Origin of the sequence: Pseudoclavibacter sp. RFBG4 (assembly GCF_002931515.1) — a bacterium.
In the GTDB taxonomy this organism is placed as follows: domain Bacteria; phylum Actinomycetota; class Actinomycetes; order Actinomycetales; family Microbacteriaceae; genus Pseudoclavibacter.
In genome coordinates, this window is record NZ_PSYC01000019.1 from 89,370 (window position 1) to 106,419 (window position 17,050).

At 70.2% G+C, this 17,050-nt stretch carries 11 protein-coding genes and 1 tRNA gene; 11 read left to right on the top strand and 1 reads right to left on the bottom strand.

Features of this window, described 5'->3' with window-relative positions; genetic code table 11:
* Positions 1 to 75 precede the first annotated feature (75 nt).
* The 4 genes from C5E10_RS04825 to C5E10_RS04840 all read left to right on the top strand — a co-directional run bounded on the left by C5E10_RS04825 (position 76) and on the right by C5E10_RS04840 (position 3,135).
* Positions 76 to 510, top strand: a complete 435-nt coding sequence (locus C5E10_RS04825; RefSeq protein WP_104330679.1) for an Lrp/AsnC family transcriptional regulator — start codon at positions 76 to 78, stop codon at positions 508 to 510.
* Positions 507 to 1,727, top strand: a complete 1,221-nt coding sequence (locus C5E10_RS04830; protein ID WP_104330680.1) for an MFS transporter — start codon at positions 507 to 509, stop codon at positions 1,725 to 1,727. Before C5E10_RS04825 ends, C5E10_RS04830 begins: the two co-directional genes overlap by 4 nt.
* A gap of 175 nt (positions 1,728 to 1,902) precedes the next feature.
* A complete protein-coding gene (locus tag C5E10_RS04835; RefSeq protein ID WP_104298464.1) occupies positions 1,903 to 2,784 on the top strand; it encodes an SDR family oxidoreductase in 882 nt (293 codons plus the stop codon).
* A 69-nt stretch (positions 2,785 to 2,853) separates the two neighbouring features.
* Positions 2,854 to 3,135, top strand: coding sequence for a Rho termination factor N-terminal domain-containing protein (locus C5E10_RS04840; RefSeq protein WP_104330681.1), 282 nt, complete (start codon positions 2,854 to 2,856; stop codon positions 3,133 to 3,135).
* A gap of 43 nt (positions 3,136 to 3,178) precedes the next feature.
* On the opposite strand, the gene C5E10_RS04845 is transcribed toward C5E10_RS04840, so the two are convergent.
* Positions 3,179 to 3,841 carry an MBL fold metallo-hydrolase gene (locus C5E10_RS04845; RefSeq protein ID WP_104240600.1) on the bottom strand — a complete coding sequence of 221 codons (663 nt, stop codon included), beginning with the start codon at positions 3,839 to 3,841 and terminating at the stop codon, positions 3,179 to 3,181.
* Between the two features lie 241 nt (positions 3,842 to 4,082).
* On the opposite strand from C5E10_RS04845, the gene C5E10_RS04850 reads away from it, so the two are divergent.
* The 7 genes from C5E10_RS04850 (at position 4,083) to C5E10_RS04880 (ending at position 17,003) form a co-directional block, all read left to right on the top strand.
* Positions 4,083 to 4,158 (top strand) — tRNA-Glu (locus C5E10_RS04850).
* 338 nt (positions 4,159 to 4,496) lie between these two features.
* Positions 4,497 to 6,245, top strand: a complete 1,749-nt coding sequence (locus C5E10_RS04855) for an ABC-F family ATP-binding cassette domain-containing protein (protein WP_104330682.1) — start codon at positions 4,497 to 4,499, stop codon at positions 6,243 to 6,245.
* Between the two features lie 132 nt (positions 6,246 to 6,377).
* Positions 6,378 to 7,268: a PP2C family serine/threonine-protein phosphatase gene (locus C5E10_RS04860; protein WP_258063054.1), complete on the top strand. Its 891-nt coding sequence runs from the start codon at positions 6,378 to 6,380 to the stop codon at positions 7,266 to 7,268.
* Between the two features lie 2 nt (positions 7,269 to 7,270).
* Entirely contained in the window at positions 7,271 to 8,941 is a 1,671-nt protein-coding gene (locus tag C5E10_RS19075) for an FHA domain-containing protein (RefSeq protein ID WP_258071000.1), read from the top strand.
* Positions 8,942 to 8,943: 2 nt separating this feature from the next.
* Positions 8,944 to 10,695 carry a serine/threonine-protein kinase gene (locus C5E10_RS04870; protein ID WP_258071001.1) on the top strand — a complete coding sequence of 584 codons (1,752 nt, stop codon included), beginning with the start codon at positions 8,944 to 8,946 and terminating at the stop codon, positions 10,693 to 10,695.
* 131 nt (positions 10,696 to 10,826) lie between these two features.
* Entirely contained in the window at positions 10,827 to 11,513 is a 687-nt protein-coding gene (locus tag C5E10_RS04875) for a hypothetical protein (RefSeq protein WP_104330710.1), read from the top strand.
* A 147-nt stretch (positions 11,514 to 11,660) separates the two neighbouring features.
* Entirely contained in the window at positions 11,661 to 17,003 is a 5,343-nt protein-coding gene (locus C5E10_RS04880) for an Ig-like domain-containing protein (protein WP_146080153.1), read from the top strand.
* Positions 17,004 to 17,050: the final 47 nt, after the last annotated feature.

The window sequence follows — 17,050 nt, forward strand, 5'->3', positions numbered from 1 at the left end:
AGATCTTGGCACGGAAGCCGCGCATTCCGAGAGCGGATGCGTGCCTCCAGGCGCCACATTCGGCAATAATCAAGTGTGGACACCATCGATCGCGCAATCGTGCGCGAACTGCAGGGAAACGCCAGACTGACGAACGCTGAACTCGCGCAGCGCGTGGGGCTCACCCCGGCGCCCTGCCTGCGCCGAGTTCGCCGCCTCGAGGAGGACGGGGTCCTTCTCGGCTACCACGCCGAGGTGAACCCCGACAGGGTCGGACGCGCCTTCAAGGTGCTCATCGACGTCGACCTCACGAGCCAGGCGCACACCACGGTGGAGGCGTTCGAGTCGCAGGCCGTCGAGCTCGACGAGGTCACGGAGGTTCGCCGCATGTTCGGCTCGCCCGACTACGCGATCCGCGTCGAGGTGGCCGACCTCGAGAGCTTCGAGAAGCTGCTCCGCGAGAAGATGTGGCGACTCCCCGGCGTCCACCGGGTGACCTCGCACTTCACGATGAAGGTGCTCAAGGGATGACCCAGCCGACGGCGGCGTCTGCCGCGCGCGGCAAGCGCTCGTGGCTCGCCGCAGCGCCGGCCGTGCTCATGATGGCGTGGGGTGGCAACCAGTTCACCCCGCTCCTGCTGCTCTACCGGAAGGTCGAGGGCTACTCCGCCCTGCAGGTCGATCTCTTCTTCGGCGCGTACATCATCGGACTCATTCCCGGGTTCCTCATCGCAGGCTCCCTCTCCGACCGCTTCGGGCGCAAGCCCCTCATGGTGGTCTCCGTGGTCCTGAGCGTGGCCGCCGCGGTAGTTCTCGCCCTCGGCAGCGCGAGCCCCACCGCCATGATGATCGGGCGCCTCCTCTCCGGCTTCTCCGTGGCCGTCGCGATGGTCGTCGGGACCACGTGGATCCGCGAGCTCTCGACCGGCACCGTGCCGCCCGCCGTCACCGCCAGACGCGCATCCCTCACCATCACGGCGGGCTTCCTGCTCGGCGCGGTCGCCGCCGGAGTGCTCGCCCAGTGGGCCCCGTGGCCGACCATCACGCCCTACGTCGTGCAGCTCGTCCTGACGAGCATCGCAGCCGTCGCGCTGGCTCGCGGCATCGAGACCGCCGGCGATCGGTTCGGCCCGCAGGGAGGAGAGCGTGTTCGCCGCCCGCTGGTGGATGTGGTCATCGCGCCCGAGCATCGTCGGCGCTTCTTCACCGTCGTGGTGCCCATGGCGCCGTGGGTGTTCGCCGCCCCGGCGCTGGCCTTCGCCGTGTCGCCCGCCATCGTCGTCGAGCGGCTCGGGGGCCTCGAGATCGCCTTCGCGGCACTCCTCACGCTCGTGTCGCTCACCGTCGGCTTCCTCATCCAGCCGAGCGTGCCGCGCATCGCCGCCCGCGTCGGCGGAGCCTCCGGTTCGGTGGGGCTCGGGCTCCTGGCCCTCGGTACCCTCCTCGTCGCCGCCAACGTCGCCGTCCAGTCTCCGCTCGTGGCCTGCGCCGCCGGGGTGCTCCTCGGCGGCTCCTACGGCGTCTGCATGCTCACGGGGCTCGTCGAGGTGCAGGCGATGGCCGGCGGCCGCAACCTCGCGGGACTCACCGGCCTCTACTACGCGCTCACCTACATCGGCTTCGCGTTGCCCGCCATCCTCTCCGCCCTCGCCCCGACCTTCGGCATGCTCCCGCTCCTCGTCGCGGTTGCGGTCCTGGCAAGCGGATGCGCGGCGATCGTCGCGTTCGGGGTGCGGCGCACGCGGTAGCCGCGCGGGAAGGGCGTGCCGCGTGCCGCGCGGGAAGCTGGGAGCACGTGCACCCGTTGGTCAGTGAACGCCCACGTTCGGTCCCTAGCGTTGCTTCGGTCCCGGCCGGCGGCACGCCTCGTCACGAGAGCCACCCGCCAGTCGCGACGCACAACCGACCCCACGGAGGCGCACGATGACCGCACTCACCGACCCCCGCACCCTCTTCCGCGAGAGCGGATTCCCCGGCCAGGGGCAGCAGCAGCCCGGGCTCACGGGCGAGACCACCCCAGCCCCCGACCACGGCGAGCGGAGCTACACCGGCCACGGCAGGCTCAAGGGGCGCCGCGCCCTTATCACCGGGGGAGACTCCGGCATCGGCCGCGCCGTCGCCATCGCCTACGCCCGGGAGGGCGCCAAGGTCGCGATCTCCTACCTGCCCGAGGAGGAAGCCGACGCGCAGGAGACGGCGCGCCTCATCAACGAGGCGGGCGAGACCGGCCTCCTCCTGCCGGGTGACCTGCGCAACGAGCAGTACTGCGCCGAGATCGTCCACGCGACCGTCGCCGCCTTCGGTGGCATCGACCTACTGGTCCTCAACGCCGCCTACCAGCGCGACCGCACGAGCATCGGCGACACCCCGACCGATGAGATCAGGCGCGTGATCGCGACGAACCTCGAGGCGCCCATCTACACGCTCCGAGCAGCGGAATCGCACCTCCCGCCCGGCGCCTCCGTCATCTTCTCCTCGTCGGTGCAGGGCTACGAACCGAGCGATGGGCTCTTCGACTACGCCATGACGAAGGCGGCCCTCGTCTCGCTCACCGAGTCCATGGCGAAGGAGTTCGGGCCGAAGGGCGTGCGCGTCAACGCCGTCGCCCCCGGTCCCGTCTGGACGCCGCTCATCCCAGCCACCGGGTGGGACGAGGAGAAGCTCGCGAGCTTCGGGCAGGACACACCACTCGGCCGCGCCGGCCAGCCCGCCGAGCTCGCAGGCGCCTACGTCTACCTCGCGTCCGACGACGCCAGCTACACGACGGGCGCCATCATCGCCGTCACGGGCGGCAAGAACCTCTGAGCGGGCACCGCGAGCGAGCGGGGCACGAGCACAGGGCGAGCGTCAGCTCACGAGCGAGAGGAACAGTCGATGGCCAAGAAGAAGTCCGGCGCCGACAACCAGCCGAGCCTGAAGGACGAGGAGCTCTACGAGAAGCTGCGCGACGAGGGCAACTCGAAGGAGAAGGCCGCCAGGATCTCGAACGCCGCCGCTCGGAAGGGGCGAAGCGAGGTCGGCAAGAAGGGCGGGGAAGCCGGCTCCTACGAAGATTGGACCGTCGACGAGCTGCGGAAGCGGGCCAAGGAGCTCGAGTTGACCGGGTACTCCGGCAAGCGCAAGAGCGAGCTCATCGACCTGCTCCGCGAGCACTGACTCCTGCCCCCAGTAAGCCCGCCAGTGTCAGCGGGGCCGGGCGTCAGTCGAGCTCGAGCGTCTCGAAGGGCTGCAGGTCGATGAGGTTCGCACCGACCCGATCCGCGGATTCCCGCAGACGCGTGACAGCGAGCGTCTTGCCGACCTTGGCCAGCAGCATCTCGTGCACGGGCAGCACCCGCTTGGGGCGCACACGCTCGACGTAGTCCATCGACTCGGCGAGGCGCATCCACGGCGCGTTCGCGCAGACCGCGAGCACGTCGATGTCGACCCCCTCCGGAGCGACGTACGCATCGCCGCCGTAGTAGAGGGCGCCTCGTTCCACGAGCACGCCGATGTTCTCGATGCGGGGGATCGAGCTGTGGATGATGGCGTGCTCGCCGCCGAAGAACTGCAGGTCGAAGCCCCCGACCAGCACCGATTCGCCTGCGGCGACATCGATGACCTCGCCGATGTCGGGGAGGTCTGCCGCGATGATCTTCTCCGCCGCAGACGGCGTCGTGAAGATGGGCGTCCGCGGATTCCGAGACAGGATGCGCGTCAGCTGCTCCGGCGTCCAGTGGTCGTCGTGCTCGTGCGTGATGACGATGGCGACCGTCCCGGCGGCCTCCGTGATCGGGGTCGTGAACTTGCCCGGATCGATGAAGAGGCGCGAGCCGCTCTTCTCGATCGAGAGTGCGGCGTGCTCGAGCTTGGTGAGGCGCATGTTCCCCCTTGATGGCGGCGGCCCCGTGCAGGCCCAGACGAAGTGCAACGCTAGCAACTCGTGACTAACGGACTCCTCGATGGGTGGCGTGTTCCGTGGGCCATCGACCGGCAACGCGCCCCGCGGCACGGCTGGCGCATGGCCCGAGCTGTGGCCCGGAATGGCGGGCGACGCGCCGACTCCGAAAACCCGATTTGCTTTGCCGTTCCCCGGTGTGCCAGAATATCCGAGTTGCCAAAACGGTCCCATCGTTTAGCGGCCTAGGACACCGCCCTCTCACGGCGGCAGCGCGGGTTCGAATCCCGCTGGGATCACCAACACAAGCCCGGTTCGAGAATTCTCTCGCACCGGGCTTCGTGCATTCTTGCCTGGCTCTGCGCATTCTGGACTGGCTCTGTGCATTCCGGACGGGCTCCGTTCATTCCGGACGGGCTCCGTGTGCTTCACCGGGTCTGTGCGCCCCCGGCTGTGCTCTCGGGAACTCGAACGGTTCTCGGGGTCCGGTGCTAACATCTTCGCGTTCTTGTTCCCGAAGATTGGCAGGCCGGTGAAGACTCTCGACGCCCCCGCACCGCACGCTGTGCGCTGACGCCCGTCGAACCCACCTCCTGAGGCTCCCGGTGTCAGTGCGCGCACTGAACCTTCAGGGAGCACCGTGTCTCAGACGACACCGAAGAACTACCACCCACTCTCGTTCGACCGCCTCAGCCTGAGCTGGCCGGACGGGTCCCCCGCCATCGACGCGCTCACCGGGGCCTTCCCGCCCGGGCGAACCGGCCTCGTAGGCCGCAACGGCAGCGGCAAGTCGACGCTGCTGCGCCTGCTCGCAGGAGAGCTGGTGCCGACGGGAGGCGCGGTCCGAGCTGACGCGGACGTGGCCTACCTGCCGCAGCAGTTGACCCTCGACACGGAGCTCCCCGTCGCCGCGCTCCTCGGCGTCGATCGCAAGATCGCCGCCCTCCGCGCCATCGAGGGCGGCTCCGTCGACCCCGCCGACTACGACGCGCTCGGCGACGACTGGGACATCGAGACGCTCGCCGCGGCCGAGCTGCGCGGCATCGGGCTCGACGAGGAGATGCTCACGCGCACCCTCGGCGGCCTCTCCGGCGGCGAGGCGATGCTCGTCGCCATCGCCGGGCTCCGCCTCGGCAGGGCCCCCATCGTGCTGCTGGACGAGCCGAGCAACAATCTCGACCGGGATGCGCGACAGCGCCTCGCGGCGCTCGTCGAATCGTGGCGAGGCACGCTGGTCATCGCGAGTCACGACGAGGAGCTGCTCGAGCACGTCGACCAGATCGCCGAGTTGAGGGGCGGCGAGCTGGCGGTGACCGGCGGCGGGTACAGCGATCATCTGCTGCAGCTCGAGCGCGAGCAGGCGGCGGCCGCGCAGGCGCTCCGATCCGCGGAGAGCGCCCTGAGATCGGAACAGCGTGATCGGCGCGAAGCCGAGGCGAAGATCGCGAGCAGCCTGCGCGCGGGGAAGAAGGCGCAGGCCAACAAGCGCGCGCCCAAGATCCTCCTCAACGGGCAGAAGGCGCGAGCCCAGGTCTCCGCCGGCAGGCTCCGGAGCCAGCACGACTCCCGCCTCACCGGGGCCGAGGCGGCGGTGGAACTCGCCGAAGAGCGAGTTCGGGACGACGCGAGCATCCGCATCCGCCTCCCGGACCCGGATGTCGCTACCTCCCGCCGCCTCGTGACGCTCGAGCTGGCGGCGCCGCGCGTTGAAGCGGCGCGCGCTGAACCTGCGCAGTCCGAACCGTCACGCACCGACCCTGCGCAGCCCGAGGCCGCCGGGCGGCTGGTCATCATGGGCCCGGAGCGCATCGCGCTGACGGGACCGAACGGCTCCGGCAAGACGACGCTCCTCGACGCGATCGCCGCGTCGGCGCAGCCGCTCGGCGGTGCCGGCGGTAGTGGCGGTGCCGGTGCCGGTGCCGGCGGCGAGCGCGTCGAGACCCGAGGGGGAGCGTGGGTCACGGCGTCCACGGGTCGAGTCGGATACCTGCGCCAGCGCCTCGACGGGCTGGACGACGCCGCGAGCGTCCTCGAGAACGTGCAGCGCTCCGCCCCCGAGACCGCCGCCCAGGAGCTCCGCGCCCAGCTCGCGCGGTTCCTGCTGCGAGGCGCCGTCGTCGAGCGGCCCGTCTCCTCGCTCTCGGGCGGCGAGCGCTTCCGGGTCTCCCTCGTGCGCCTGCTCCTCGCCACCCCGCCCGCGCAGCTCCTGCTGTTCGACGAACCCACGAACAACCTCGACCGGGAGTCGACGGCGCAGCTCGTCGACGCGCTGCGCGACTACCGTGGCGCGCTGCTCGTCGTGAGCCACGATGAGCGCTTCCTGGGGCGGCTCGGCATGACGCGCCGCATCCACCTCGACCGGCTCGGCACGATCGTGGACGGGGTGTGAGACTGGGCCGGTGTCGCGGGCCGGTCTCGCAGCAGCGCCGCCGCAATGCCACAATGGACGCACGCGCGATCTACGCGTACAAGGTGTGCCTTCGGGGCAGGCCACCCGGGCAGAGTTCCAGAGGTGCTATTTGTGAATACTGAACTGGCTTCGTCGTACGCACGCGCTGAGGAAGCCGTCGCGCTGCGCGTGAGCGCCGCCAGCGACGTCGGAAGCGTGCGCCAGGTGAACGAGGACTCGGTCCTGGCGCGCATGCCCGTCTTCTTCGTCGCAGATGGAATGGGCGGTCACGCCTACGGCGACCGCGCGAGCCAGACCGTCGTCGCGACCTTCGACGAGGAGTTCCAGGTCGAGGAGCCGGCGACCCCGGACCGCGTGCTGCGCACCATCGACCGCGCCAACCGTGCCGTGCAGGACCTCGTGACCGAAGCCGACGGGCCAGGCGCCGTGGCGGGAACCACGCTCTCCGGCATCGCCCTCGTCGACCTCGCCGACCTCGGCGCCGAGCTGCTGCACTGGATGATCTTCAACGTCGGCGACTCCCGCGTGTACGGCTGGAACGGTCGCGCGCTCGTGCAGGTGACCGTCGACCACTCCGCCGTGCAGGAGATGGTGGCCATGGGCCTCATCTCGGCAGCGGATGCGCTCATCCACCCCGACCGGAACGTCATCACGCGCGCGGTCGGCTCAGAGAGCGACGTCGAGGCCGACATCTGGCTCATGCCCGTGCACGGACACCAGGTCTTCCTCGTCTGCTCAGACGGACTCACCAAGGAGCTCAGCGACGAGCAGATCTCGCAGGTCATGCTCGAGTACCACTCCGATCCGGAACCGGAGCTGACCCTCGCGGAGACGCTCGTGCAGACGGCCGTCGAGGTCGGCGGGCGCGACAACGTGAGCGTCGTCGTCATCGACTCCGAGTACGCGAACGCCGACCAGGCGTCGGCGACCCCGCCCGTCACGACGGGGCCGATCGCCGCCCCTGCCGCAGACGACACCTTCGAAGACACGACGCCGAGGTAACCATGACCGAGGCACCCCACGAGGTCGAGGCAGAAGTTCCGGTACTCTTCCGCCAGCGCCGGCATGCCCTTCTCCTGGTTCGGCCGGCCGCACCGTCGCAGCCCGAGGAGTCGCAGCCCGAGGAGTCGAGCCTCGAATCTCGTGGCGCCTGCGAGGGGACCGGGACCACGGGGGCCGCGCGCCTCGCGTTCGCCGACGGTGCTCTCTCGTTCGACAAGGTCTTCGCCGCCATCATCGGCACAGGACCGCTCAGCGAGGTCGCCCCGTTCGTCTACCTGACGCGCGAGGGCAACGGGCTGCGTGTCTTCGCGCGGGGCCCCCTCCGCGTCGAGGAGCTGCCGAGCGCACCGCACGTCGGCATCCGACCGGCCGTCATCCACGCGGGGGAGGCATCCACGTGGGTCGAGGTGCTCCTGCCGTCGGCGCGAGGCGTCGAGGTCACCACGGAGCGCGATCGGCGTGGACTCGACCGGGTCCCTGTCCAGCTGCTCTTCGCCGCCTGCGACGACGAGATCTCCGAGACACGTGCTCCCATGGGCGGGGGACCGGAGACGGTCGTCGCCCCGGACCCGGATCTCGACTCGCCGAACCTGCACTCGCTGGCCCCCGAGTCGCTTGACACCGACGGCGGCGACATCATCTCCGAGGCGACCATCGTCGACCTGCCGACGGAGGTCACGACGACACCCGGCTCCAACGACGTCGAGGCGCGACTCGACCGTGACGAGCTGTCGACCCGCGACCAGCTGCCGACCAGTGACCAGTCGCCGACCCGCGACGCGCAGACCTTCCCCGTCCCGATCATCGACCCGGAGGCGACTGCGGATCAGGTTGGGGAGCACGATGGCCGCACGATCCTGAGCGCCGAGGCGAGCCGCATCCGCCAGGAGGCCTCAGCACGCAGCGCCGCCCGCCAGGAATTCCAGGGAGGCAGGGCCGAGCAGCCTGCTGCTCCTGCTGCTCCTGCTGCTCCTGCTGCTCCTGCTGGTCCGGTGGTTCCTGCGGCCTCCGCGGCGCTCGAGACCCCGGATGCGATCGACGAGGTCGGGGAGCACGACGGCCTCACGATCGTCGGCGGCTCCCTCCGAGACCTCCGCGTCGACGATGCCCACCGCCACCAGTCCGCCGCACGCGGCGGAGACCTCGGCGACACCGTGCTCGTTCAGGCGCTCTCCTCCGAGACGCGCCCCGAGGTCGACCTCGCATCCCTCACCGCCCAGGCCGCCGACCAGCGGCGGCAGCAGCACGCCGTCGACGTCTCGTCCGAGTCGTCAGCTGCGCAGGACCAGCCAGAGCCGCGCGCGGGCGGGGGAGAGGCGTCGTTCATCGTCGAGCTCTCCACGGGAGCCACCGTCGATCTCTCGGGTCCGCTCGTGCTCGGAAGGGCGCCCAACATGGGCGCGGAGCAGACGGGAGGCGTCCTCCCTCGCCACGTCAAGCTGACCGGCGCCACCGACATCTCACGCAACCACGTGCTCCTCACCGTCGAGGGCGGCGTCATCGTCGTCACCGACCTCCACTCCCGCAACGGCACCGACGTCGTCATGCCCGGACGCGGCCCGCAGCGCCTGCGCGCGGGGGAGCCGACCGCGGTCATGCCGGACACGGTCATCGACCTCGGAAGCGGGGTCTTCCTCACCGTGCGGAACCTCGCCATGACGGCGAGGCGCTAGCCGTGGCAGGGCAGCGACGGTCCACTGCCGAGCCGCCCGAGATCCCTGGCTACCTCTACCGAAAGCACTTAGGTTCCGGCGGGTTCTCCGACGTGTTCCTCTACGAGCAGCAGTTCCCGAGGCGCCTCGTCGCCGTGAAGGTGCTCCTCGGCGGCGACGACCTCGGCGAGACCAGCAGGCAGGCGTTCATCGGCGAGGCCAACCTGATGGCGCAGATGTCGTCGCACCCGTACATCGTCACGATCTTCCAGGCGGACGTCGCGGGCGACGGGCGTCCCTACTTCGTCATGGAGTACGCGTCCGGGCTCAGCCTCTCGGACCGCTACAAGCGCGAGCAGATCCCCGTCGAGGAGGCGCTGCGCACGGGCGTGCGCATCTCGAGCGCCGTCGCGACGGCGCACACCGTCGGCATCCTGCACCGCGACGTGAAGCCAGCGAACATCCTCACGAACGACTTCGGCTGGCCCGCCCTCACCGATTTCGGCATCTCGTCCGCCGTCGACGACGAGCTCGCAGAGGCGGACGACCGCGTCGAGGCGCCCCCCGCCGGTGGTGGCGGCCTGTCGGTGCCGTGGTCGCCGCCGGAGATGTTCGAGGACGAGCCCAAGCCCGACGTGCGCAGCGAGGTATTCTCGCTGGGCGCGACCGTCTACTCGCTCGTCGCCGGCCACACTCCCTTCGAGCGCCCCGGTGAGCGCAACACGACGCTCGACCTCATCTCCCGCATCGAGCGCGGCGCCATCTCGCCGATCCTCCGCGGCGACGTGCCCCGGTCGCTCGTGAGCGTGCTCCACAAGGCCATGGCCCGCAACCCAGCCCACCGGTACCAGAGCGCGGTGGAGTTCGCCTACGCGCTGCAGCGCGTCGAGCTGGAGCTCAACTACGCTCCGACGGCGATCGACGTGCCCAACATGACGATCTCCGCGACGGCCGCGACTGGCGGCGGCGATGCGGACGCCACGAGCCTGCGGCCCGTCTCCCTCATCAACGCCCAGGTGCACGAGGGGGCCCGCGCCAGCAAGGCCGAGCTGACCTCGGCGCGCGCCGTGGTCCGGGTCGCGGCCCAGCAGTCCCGTGGCGGGTTCGCCGCGAGGTACGAGACGGCCAGCGGACCCCGCACCGGCAGGCGGCCCCGCGGGATGGAGCACACCGGCGGAGCGCCGAGCGACGACTCGGGTCCGACGACGGCTCGGCCTATCACGACCGCCGGTCGTGCGGACGCCGTGCCCGCCGTGCCCGCTCGTGCGTTCGGAGCCGCATCCGGGAGCACGATCGACGCGCCCGCGTCGAGGGCAGACGAGCTGGCGCGCGAACGCGCGGCGAACGCCGCCGCCTCGTCGAGGAAGCTCTCCAGGAACGGGCTCGTCGGCATCATCGCGGGAGGACTCGTGCTCGCGATCGGCATCGTCGCGGCGATCTCCTGGATGCTGACCCCCGCAGACGAGGAGATCGGCCGTGCGACGACGACCCCCGTCTCCATCCAGTCCGGCGGCTTCCCCCCGGTGCTCGTCGCCCCCGTCGCCGTCCGGAGCCCCGACGGATCCGTCACCTTCTCCTGGTCGAACCCCGACCCGGAGCCGGGCGACGTGTACTACTGGCGGCTCGGCGAGGGAGGCAAGGAAGGGTCGACGACAAGTGAGACCTCGGTCGTCATCCCCAACGTGCAGGACGGCGCTGTGACGTGCATCGAGGTCGAGGTCCGCCGCGGCGGGAAGGTCAGCTCCGAGCCGCTCGAAGTCTGCTATCCGCAATGACCTCGCCGATCCGCCATGATGGTGTCATGAGTGAGAGCAAGTACACCTCGGCCGCGGAAGCGAACGAGGCTCCGGAAGAGTCCATCGAGATTCCGGATTCCGATGAGCGAATCGTGAGCCAGGTGCCCCCGCTGGGACCGCTCCGCGTCGAGTTCGTCGGCGAATGGTACGAGTTGAACCCCGCGGAGCCCTTCACGATCGGTCGAGACGCCGATCTCGTGATCGACGAGAACCCGTATCTGCACCGCCAGTTCCTGGTGCTCCAGGCGGAGTTCGGCATGTGGTGGCTCTCGAACGTCGGCTCCGTGCTCTCCGCGACGGTCACGGACGACTCCGGCCAGGTGCAGTCGTGGCTCTCGCCGGGCGCCAAGCTCCCGGTCGTGTTCCAGCACATGCAGGTCATGTTCACAGCGGGATCCACGACCTACGATTTCGCGATCCACTCCGCGTCTGACTTCTACAACACCTCGCACGTGAACATGTCGCCGTCCGGCAACACGACGCAAGCGGTCATCCACCTCACCGAGTCGCAGCGCGAGCTGATCCTCGCCCTCGCCGAAGACGTTCTGCGCAACGCCGTTCCAGGGCGCGGGGTCATCCCGAGCTCTGCGGATGCCGCGGCTCGCCTGGGCTGGACGCTCCCGACGTTCAACCGCAAGCTCGACAACGTGTGCGACAAGCTCGACAAGTTCGGCGTCTCGGGGCTGCGCGGCGGCCGCAGCAAGCTCGCCTCGAACCGGCGAGCACGTCTCGTCGAGTACGCCATCTCGACTCGCCTGGTGACGCCGGACGATCTGGACACGCTCGACCGCCGCTGACGGCACCCGACGAACAGGCGCACGGTGCCGCTCACGCCGGGGCACGGGCAGCACTCCCTGTCGCGCTGGCATCGAGTCCTCGTGCACAATGAAGTCTCGTGCGCTCCGAGGTGAGGCGCTGACGAGCTCTGCTGGGGGTGGGTACGCATGCGCCGAACAGCGCCGACCCCGCGAAGCCGCCGCCAGCTGGCGATGGCGCTCGTCATGGCGCTCCTCATCGGCACGCCCCTGCTCTTCGCCCTCCTCCACGAGGGCTTCCCCGCGGCCGAGGTCGAACTGGAGAGCAGCGACGTCTGGGTGTCGAACAGCTCGGACCTCCGAGCGGGTCGCCTCAACGCGCAGATCCAGGAGCTCGACGCGAGCGTGAGCCTCGTGACGGCGGATGTCGGCATCCTGCAGGACGGCGACACCGTCTTCCTGCACGACCAGACCAGCGGCTCGCTCGGCCGCGTCGACCCGGCGCTCACCGACCTGCGCGAGAGCATCCTGACGCCCGCGGGCAGTCGGAGCTCCTACGGCGGCGGCGTCCTGGCGCTCCTCGACCCGGCGACGGGACGGCTCTGGCTCATCGACGCCACGCAGCCGCTCGCGTTCGACGCCGCGACCGCGGAGCCGGTGGCGGAGCTCGGTGCCGACGCCCAGGTCCTCGTGACCTCGCTCGGCACGGTGCTCGCCGTCGCACCGGAGCAGCAGCAGATCCTGCGCATGGAGGGCATCGGCGGCGAGCAGCTCTGGGAGCCGCTCGCGGGAGCCCCCGTCGACTACGAGTTCACTGCCGTCGGCGAGCAGCCCGTGGTGTTCGACACCGCCGCACGTGCGCTCCTCGTCGACGGGCAGGCCCGTGAGGTGCCGGAAAGCGCGCTGCGCGTGCAGCTCCAGGGTGCGGCATCCCCCGATGTGGTGCTCGCGACCGGCGACGGGATCCTGCGCGTGCCGCTCGGCGGTGGCGAGGCCGTTGCGGCCCCGGCGGGCATCGACGGCTCGCTGGCGACCGCCCAGGGCACGGCGCGCCCCGCCGTGGTCGCGGGCTGCGCGCACGCCGCCTGGGCGCAGGCGGCCGTCACGATGGTCGCGTGCGGTGACGAGCAGCCGAGCGTGCAGTCCATGTCGACGCCGCCCCTCGGCGAGCTCCTCTACCGCGTCAACCGCAACGTCGTCGCACTCAACGACGTCGCCACGGGCCAGGTGTGGCTGCCGCAGGAGAACATGCGCCTGGTCGAGAACTGGAACGAGCTCGTCCCGCCCGAGGACACCGACGGCACGGAGGGCGAGAACGAGGCCACCGAGGAATCGTTCGAGGCGACCCTCGCCGAGCGGGGCGAGGAGAACACCCCGCCGGAGCTCGTCGACGACTCCTACGGGGTCCGGGCCGGATCGACCGCCTACCTCACGGTGCTCGACAACGACTCGGACGTCGACGGCGACATCCTCACGATCACCGGCCTCTCCGCAGACCCGCCGCCATCGTTCGGCGAGCTGCGCGTCATCGACGACGGCCGGGCCCTGCAGTTCCGCGCCACGGAGGGAGCGTCTGGCGAGCAGACGCTCACATACACGGCCTCGGACGGCAGGCCGGGAGGCGTGGCGGAGGCACGGGTCACGATCCGCATCCAGCCGGCCGAGGCGGAGAACCAGGCCCCGACGACGAACCGCACGAGCGCCGTGGCGGTCGAGGCTGGCCAGAAGATCTCCTACAACGTGATGCCCGACTGGACGGACCCGGAGGGAGACCCCGTCTTCCTCCAAGGCGCCACCGCTCCCGTCGGCGACGCCGTCAGCTTCACGCCGGATGGGCGCATCACCTTCACCGCCGTCAGCGCAGAGCTGGGGGAGCGGGTCGTGCCGTACCTGGTCTCGGACGGCACCGCGCAGGTGGCCGGCGAGCTGCGCATCCGCGTCGAGGCGCCCGGCACGCTCGGGCCGATCGGCACGCCGGACTTCGCGCGCGGAGTCCTCGGCGACTCCATCACGGCGCAGCCGCTCGTGAACGACCTCTCTCCCAACGGTCAGGCGCTCGAGCTCGTCGAGATCGCAGAGCTCGGCACCGACACGGGAGGCGCGAGCTTCAACCCCGACCTCGGCACCGTCACCTTCACCTCGGCGAGCGCCATGACCGCGTACGTGCAGTACACGGTCTCGGCGGGGGCGGCCACATCGGTCGGCATCATCCGCTTCGACGTCGAGGAGCCCGTCGAGGGCGCGGCCCAGGTGACCGCGGTCCGCGACCTCGCCTACCTCCGCCCTGGCCAGTCGAACGTCGTGAACGTGCTCGGCAACGACGTGTCCACCGGAACGGGCGTGCTGTCCGTGCAGAGCGTGGAGACCACCGATGAGGCCCGCACGGCAGGCCTCGCCGTCGAGCTCATCGACAACACGATCGTGCGCCTCTCGTCGCAGTCCGCGATCCAGCAGTCCATCGAGCTCCCGTACACGATCACCGACGGCGCATCAACGTCGGTCGGCTACATCGTCGTCGTCCCGGTCGAGCCCGCCGTGACGCACGAGCCCCCCGTCGCCGTCGACGACACGAGGCGCGTGCGCGCGAGCGACTACACGAGCGTCTCCGTGCTCGAGAACGACTCCCACCCGGACGAGGCGCAGATGTCCCTCTCGCCCGCCCTCAGCACCGTGCAGGTCGGAGACGGCTACGCCTTCGTCTCCGGCGACGACGTCCGCCTCCAGGCGCCGTCCGAGCCCGGCACCTACTCGCTCGGCTACACCGTCGTCGACGAGCACGGCGAGCAGGCCGGGGCGACCGTGTCCTTCCAGGTGACGGCGCCAGACGAGTCGAGCAACCGGCCCCCGGCCCCCGGCGTCGACACCGCCAGGGTCTTCGAGGGCGCGAGCGTGCGCATCGAGGTGCCGCTCGACGGCATCGACCCAGACGGCGACTCGGTCGAGCTCACGCAGCTCGTCGACGTTCCGACGCTCGGCTCCGTGAGCGAGCTCACGCAGACCTCCTTCGTCTACGAGGCGTTCCCTGGAGCCACGGGCACCGACGTCCTGCGGTACGAGGTCGTCGACGGGTACGGCCAGCGCGCCGAGGGCACGATCAGGGTCGGCGTCGTCGCCCGTCCCGCCGCGACGGCACCCCCGATCGCCGTCGACGACAACGTGCGCGCCAAGCCGGGCCTGCGCATCGCCGTCCCCGTGCTGAAGAACGACTCCGATCCGAACGGCTACACGCTCGAGCTCGTGCCAGAGCTCGTCGGCGTCGACCCGAGCCTCGAGGCCGAGGTCGACGGCGACTCGGTCATCATCACGGTGCCGAGCGATGGCGAGTTCATCTCCGTGCCCTACACGATCATCAACGGCCAGGGTGGGCAGGATGCCGCGTTCATCCACGTCACGATCAATGCGGATGCGCCCACGCTTCCCCCGACGGCGGTCGACCACGTGGTGCGCCTCGATGACTTCGCCGGCGCCGAGACGCTCAGCATCAACGTGCGAGACGGCGCCACCAACCCGGGCGGGAGAGCGAGCGAGCTCGCGGTCGACCTCGCGGGGGCCGGCGCCGGAGCCGCGACGGTCGAGGACGACGGACGGGTCACGGTCTCGCTCAGCGATGTTCGGCAGATCGTCGTCTACCGGCTCACCGCCGAGGACACGGGGCTCACCGCGGCGGGCTTCATCATGGTGCCAGCCCTCATCACGGAGGAATCCAAGCGCCAGTCCCCGTTCCTCATCCCTGACCTCCCCGCCCAGAATGCGAAGGTCGGGGAGTCGATCTCGTGGGACGTCAACGACCTCGTACGCGCCCCGTCCGGCAACCGCGTCTCGCTCATCAACCCCGAGCAGGTGTGGGCCGAGCAGGCCGACGGCAGCCCGCTCGTGGAGAGCGACACCAGGCTGAAGTTCACCCCCAAGCCCGGCTTCCGCGGGCCGGCATCCATCACCTTCCAGGTGAGCGATGCGGAGAGCGCCGACGACCAGAACGCCGGCATCGCGACCATCCGCGTCCCGATCACGGTGGGCGACCCCGACTTCTACGACGTCGCACCGACCTTCGTCGCGCCCCAGCTCACCGTCGAGCAGGGCACCGAGCAGAGCTTCGACCTCCGCACCGCCACCGGCCACCCGAACAAGGACGTCGTCCCACAGGTGGAGTTCTCGAAGCTCACGGGCGGCACGGGGGAGCTGCAGTCGAGTCTCGACGGCAGCACCGTCAAGGTCGCCGCTGGGGTGGACGCGAAGGTCGGCACCGTCGCCAAGTACACGGTCACCTACACCTTCCGCGACTTCGTGCAGACCGGAACCGTCACGGCGACCGTCGTCTCCACCTCCAAGCCGCTGCCGCGCGCCGTGCCGGATGAGCAGCTGGCCCGCCGCAACGAGCCCGTCATGATGGATGTCACCGCCAACGACTTCAACCCGTTCCCCGAGTCCCCGCTCACGCTCATCTCCGCGAGCGAGGTCGCGGGCTCTGCTACCAAAGCGAGCGTCTCGCTCGTCGACGGGCAGGTGCGGGTGGTGCCGGCGACGAACTTCATCGGCACCGTCACCATCAGCTACCGCATCGGAGACCAGACGGGCGACCCGCTGCGGGAGACCACCGGGCTCGCGACCGTCGAGGTCCAGGATGTCCCAGGCGCCCCGAGCGATGTGTCGCTCAAGAAGGGCGGCGCCCTGGGGACGCTCGCCGTGAACTGGTCTGGCGCCGTCTCCAACGGGCCGGAGATCACCGGGTACGAGGTGACGCTCGCGGGCGGCGGTGCGTTCTTCACCAAGACGACGGCCGGCGACGTCTTCAGCGTCACGTTCACGGAAGACGACGGCCTCGTCCTCGGCAATGACTACACGGCGACGGTCCGGGCCCTGAACTCCCTCGGCTACGGGCTTCCTGCGAGCTCGAGCAGCGCCAAGCCCATCAACCTCCCGCAGGCCCCGCAGAATCTGAAGGTCGCCGACGGCCAGACTCCGCCGGGGGAGCTCACCGGCACCCTCACGGCGGAGTGGGCTGAACCGACGGCGAGCGGTGGCGGTCTCAGCGGCTACGACGTGACCGTGCAGGTCGGCACGCAGTCGCCGACCACCACGAGCGTGCCCGCGACGCAGCTCTCGTTCGCCATCACGGGCATCCAGGTGCCGAAGTCCTCCTCCACGCCCGTGAAGGTCTCGGTCGCCGCGAAGAACGAGGCCGGCGTCTCCACCTCGACGGATCCGGTCATCGGCAACCTGAACTACACGGCGCGCATGAGCGTCGAGGTCATCGGGGGCAAGAAGGTGCCTGACAAGCCCGACGAGGTTCGCAGCTTCGTCATCAAGGGCCAGGACTTCTCCGACAAGCCCTACACCGTCGAGTGCTACAGCGCGGGGAACTCCGGCGAGGACAAGCTCGTCGGCACGCAGACGAACGTGAGCGGGGCCGCGATCAACGGCGAGGCGGGTACCGTGCTGGAGAAGTGCCAGGGCAGCCGTGGTGGGTACTCGGTGATCGTGTACCTGAACGGTGCGGAAGTCGCCAGAAGCGAGAAGCTCGACAAGTGGTAGCAAGGATGTCGGTGGTCGGACAGACAATCGAGAGAGCCGGCGCGCAC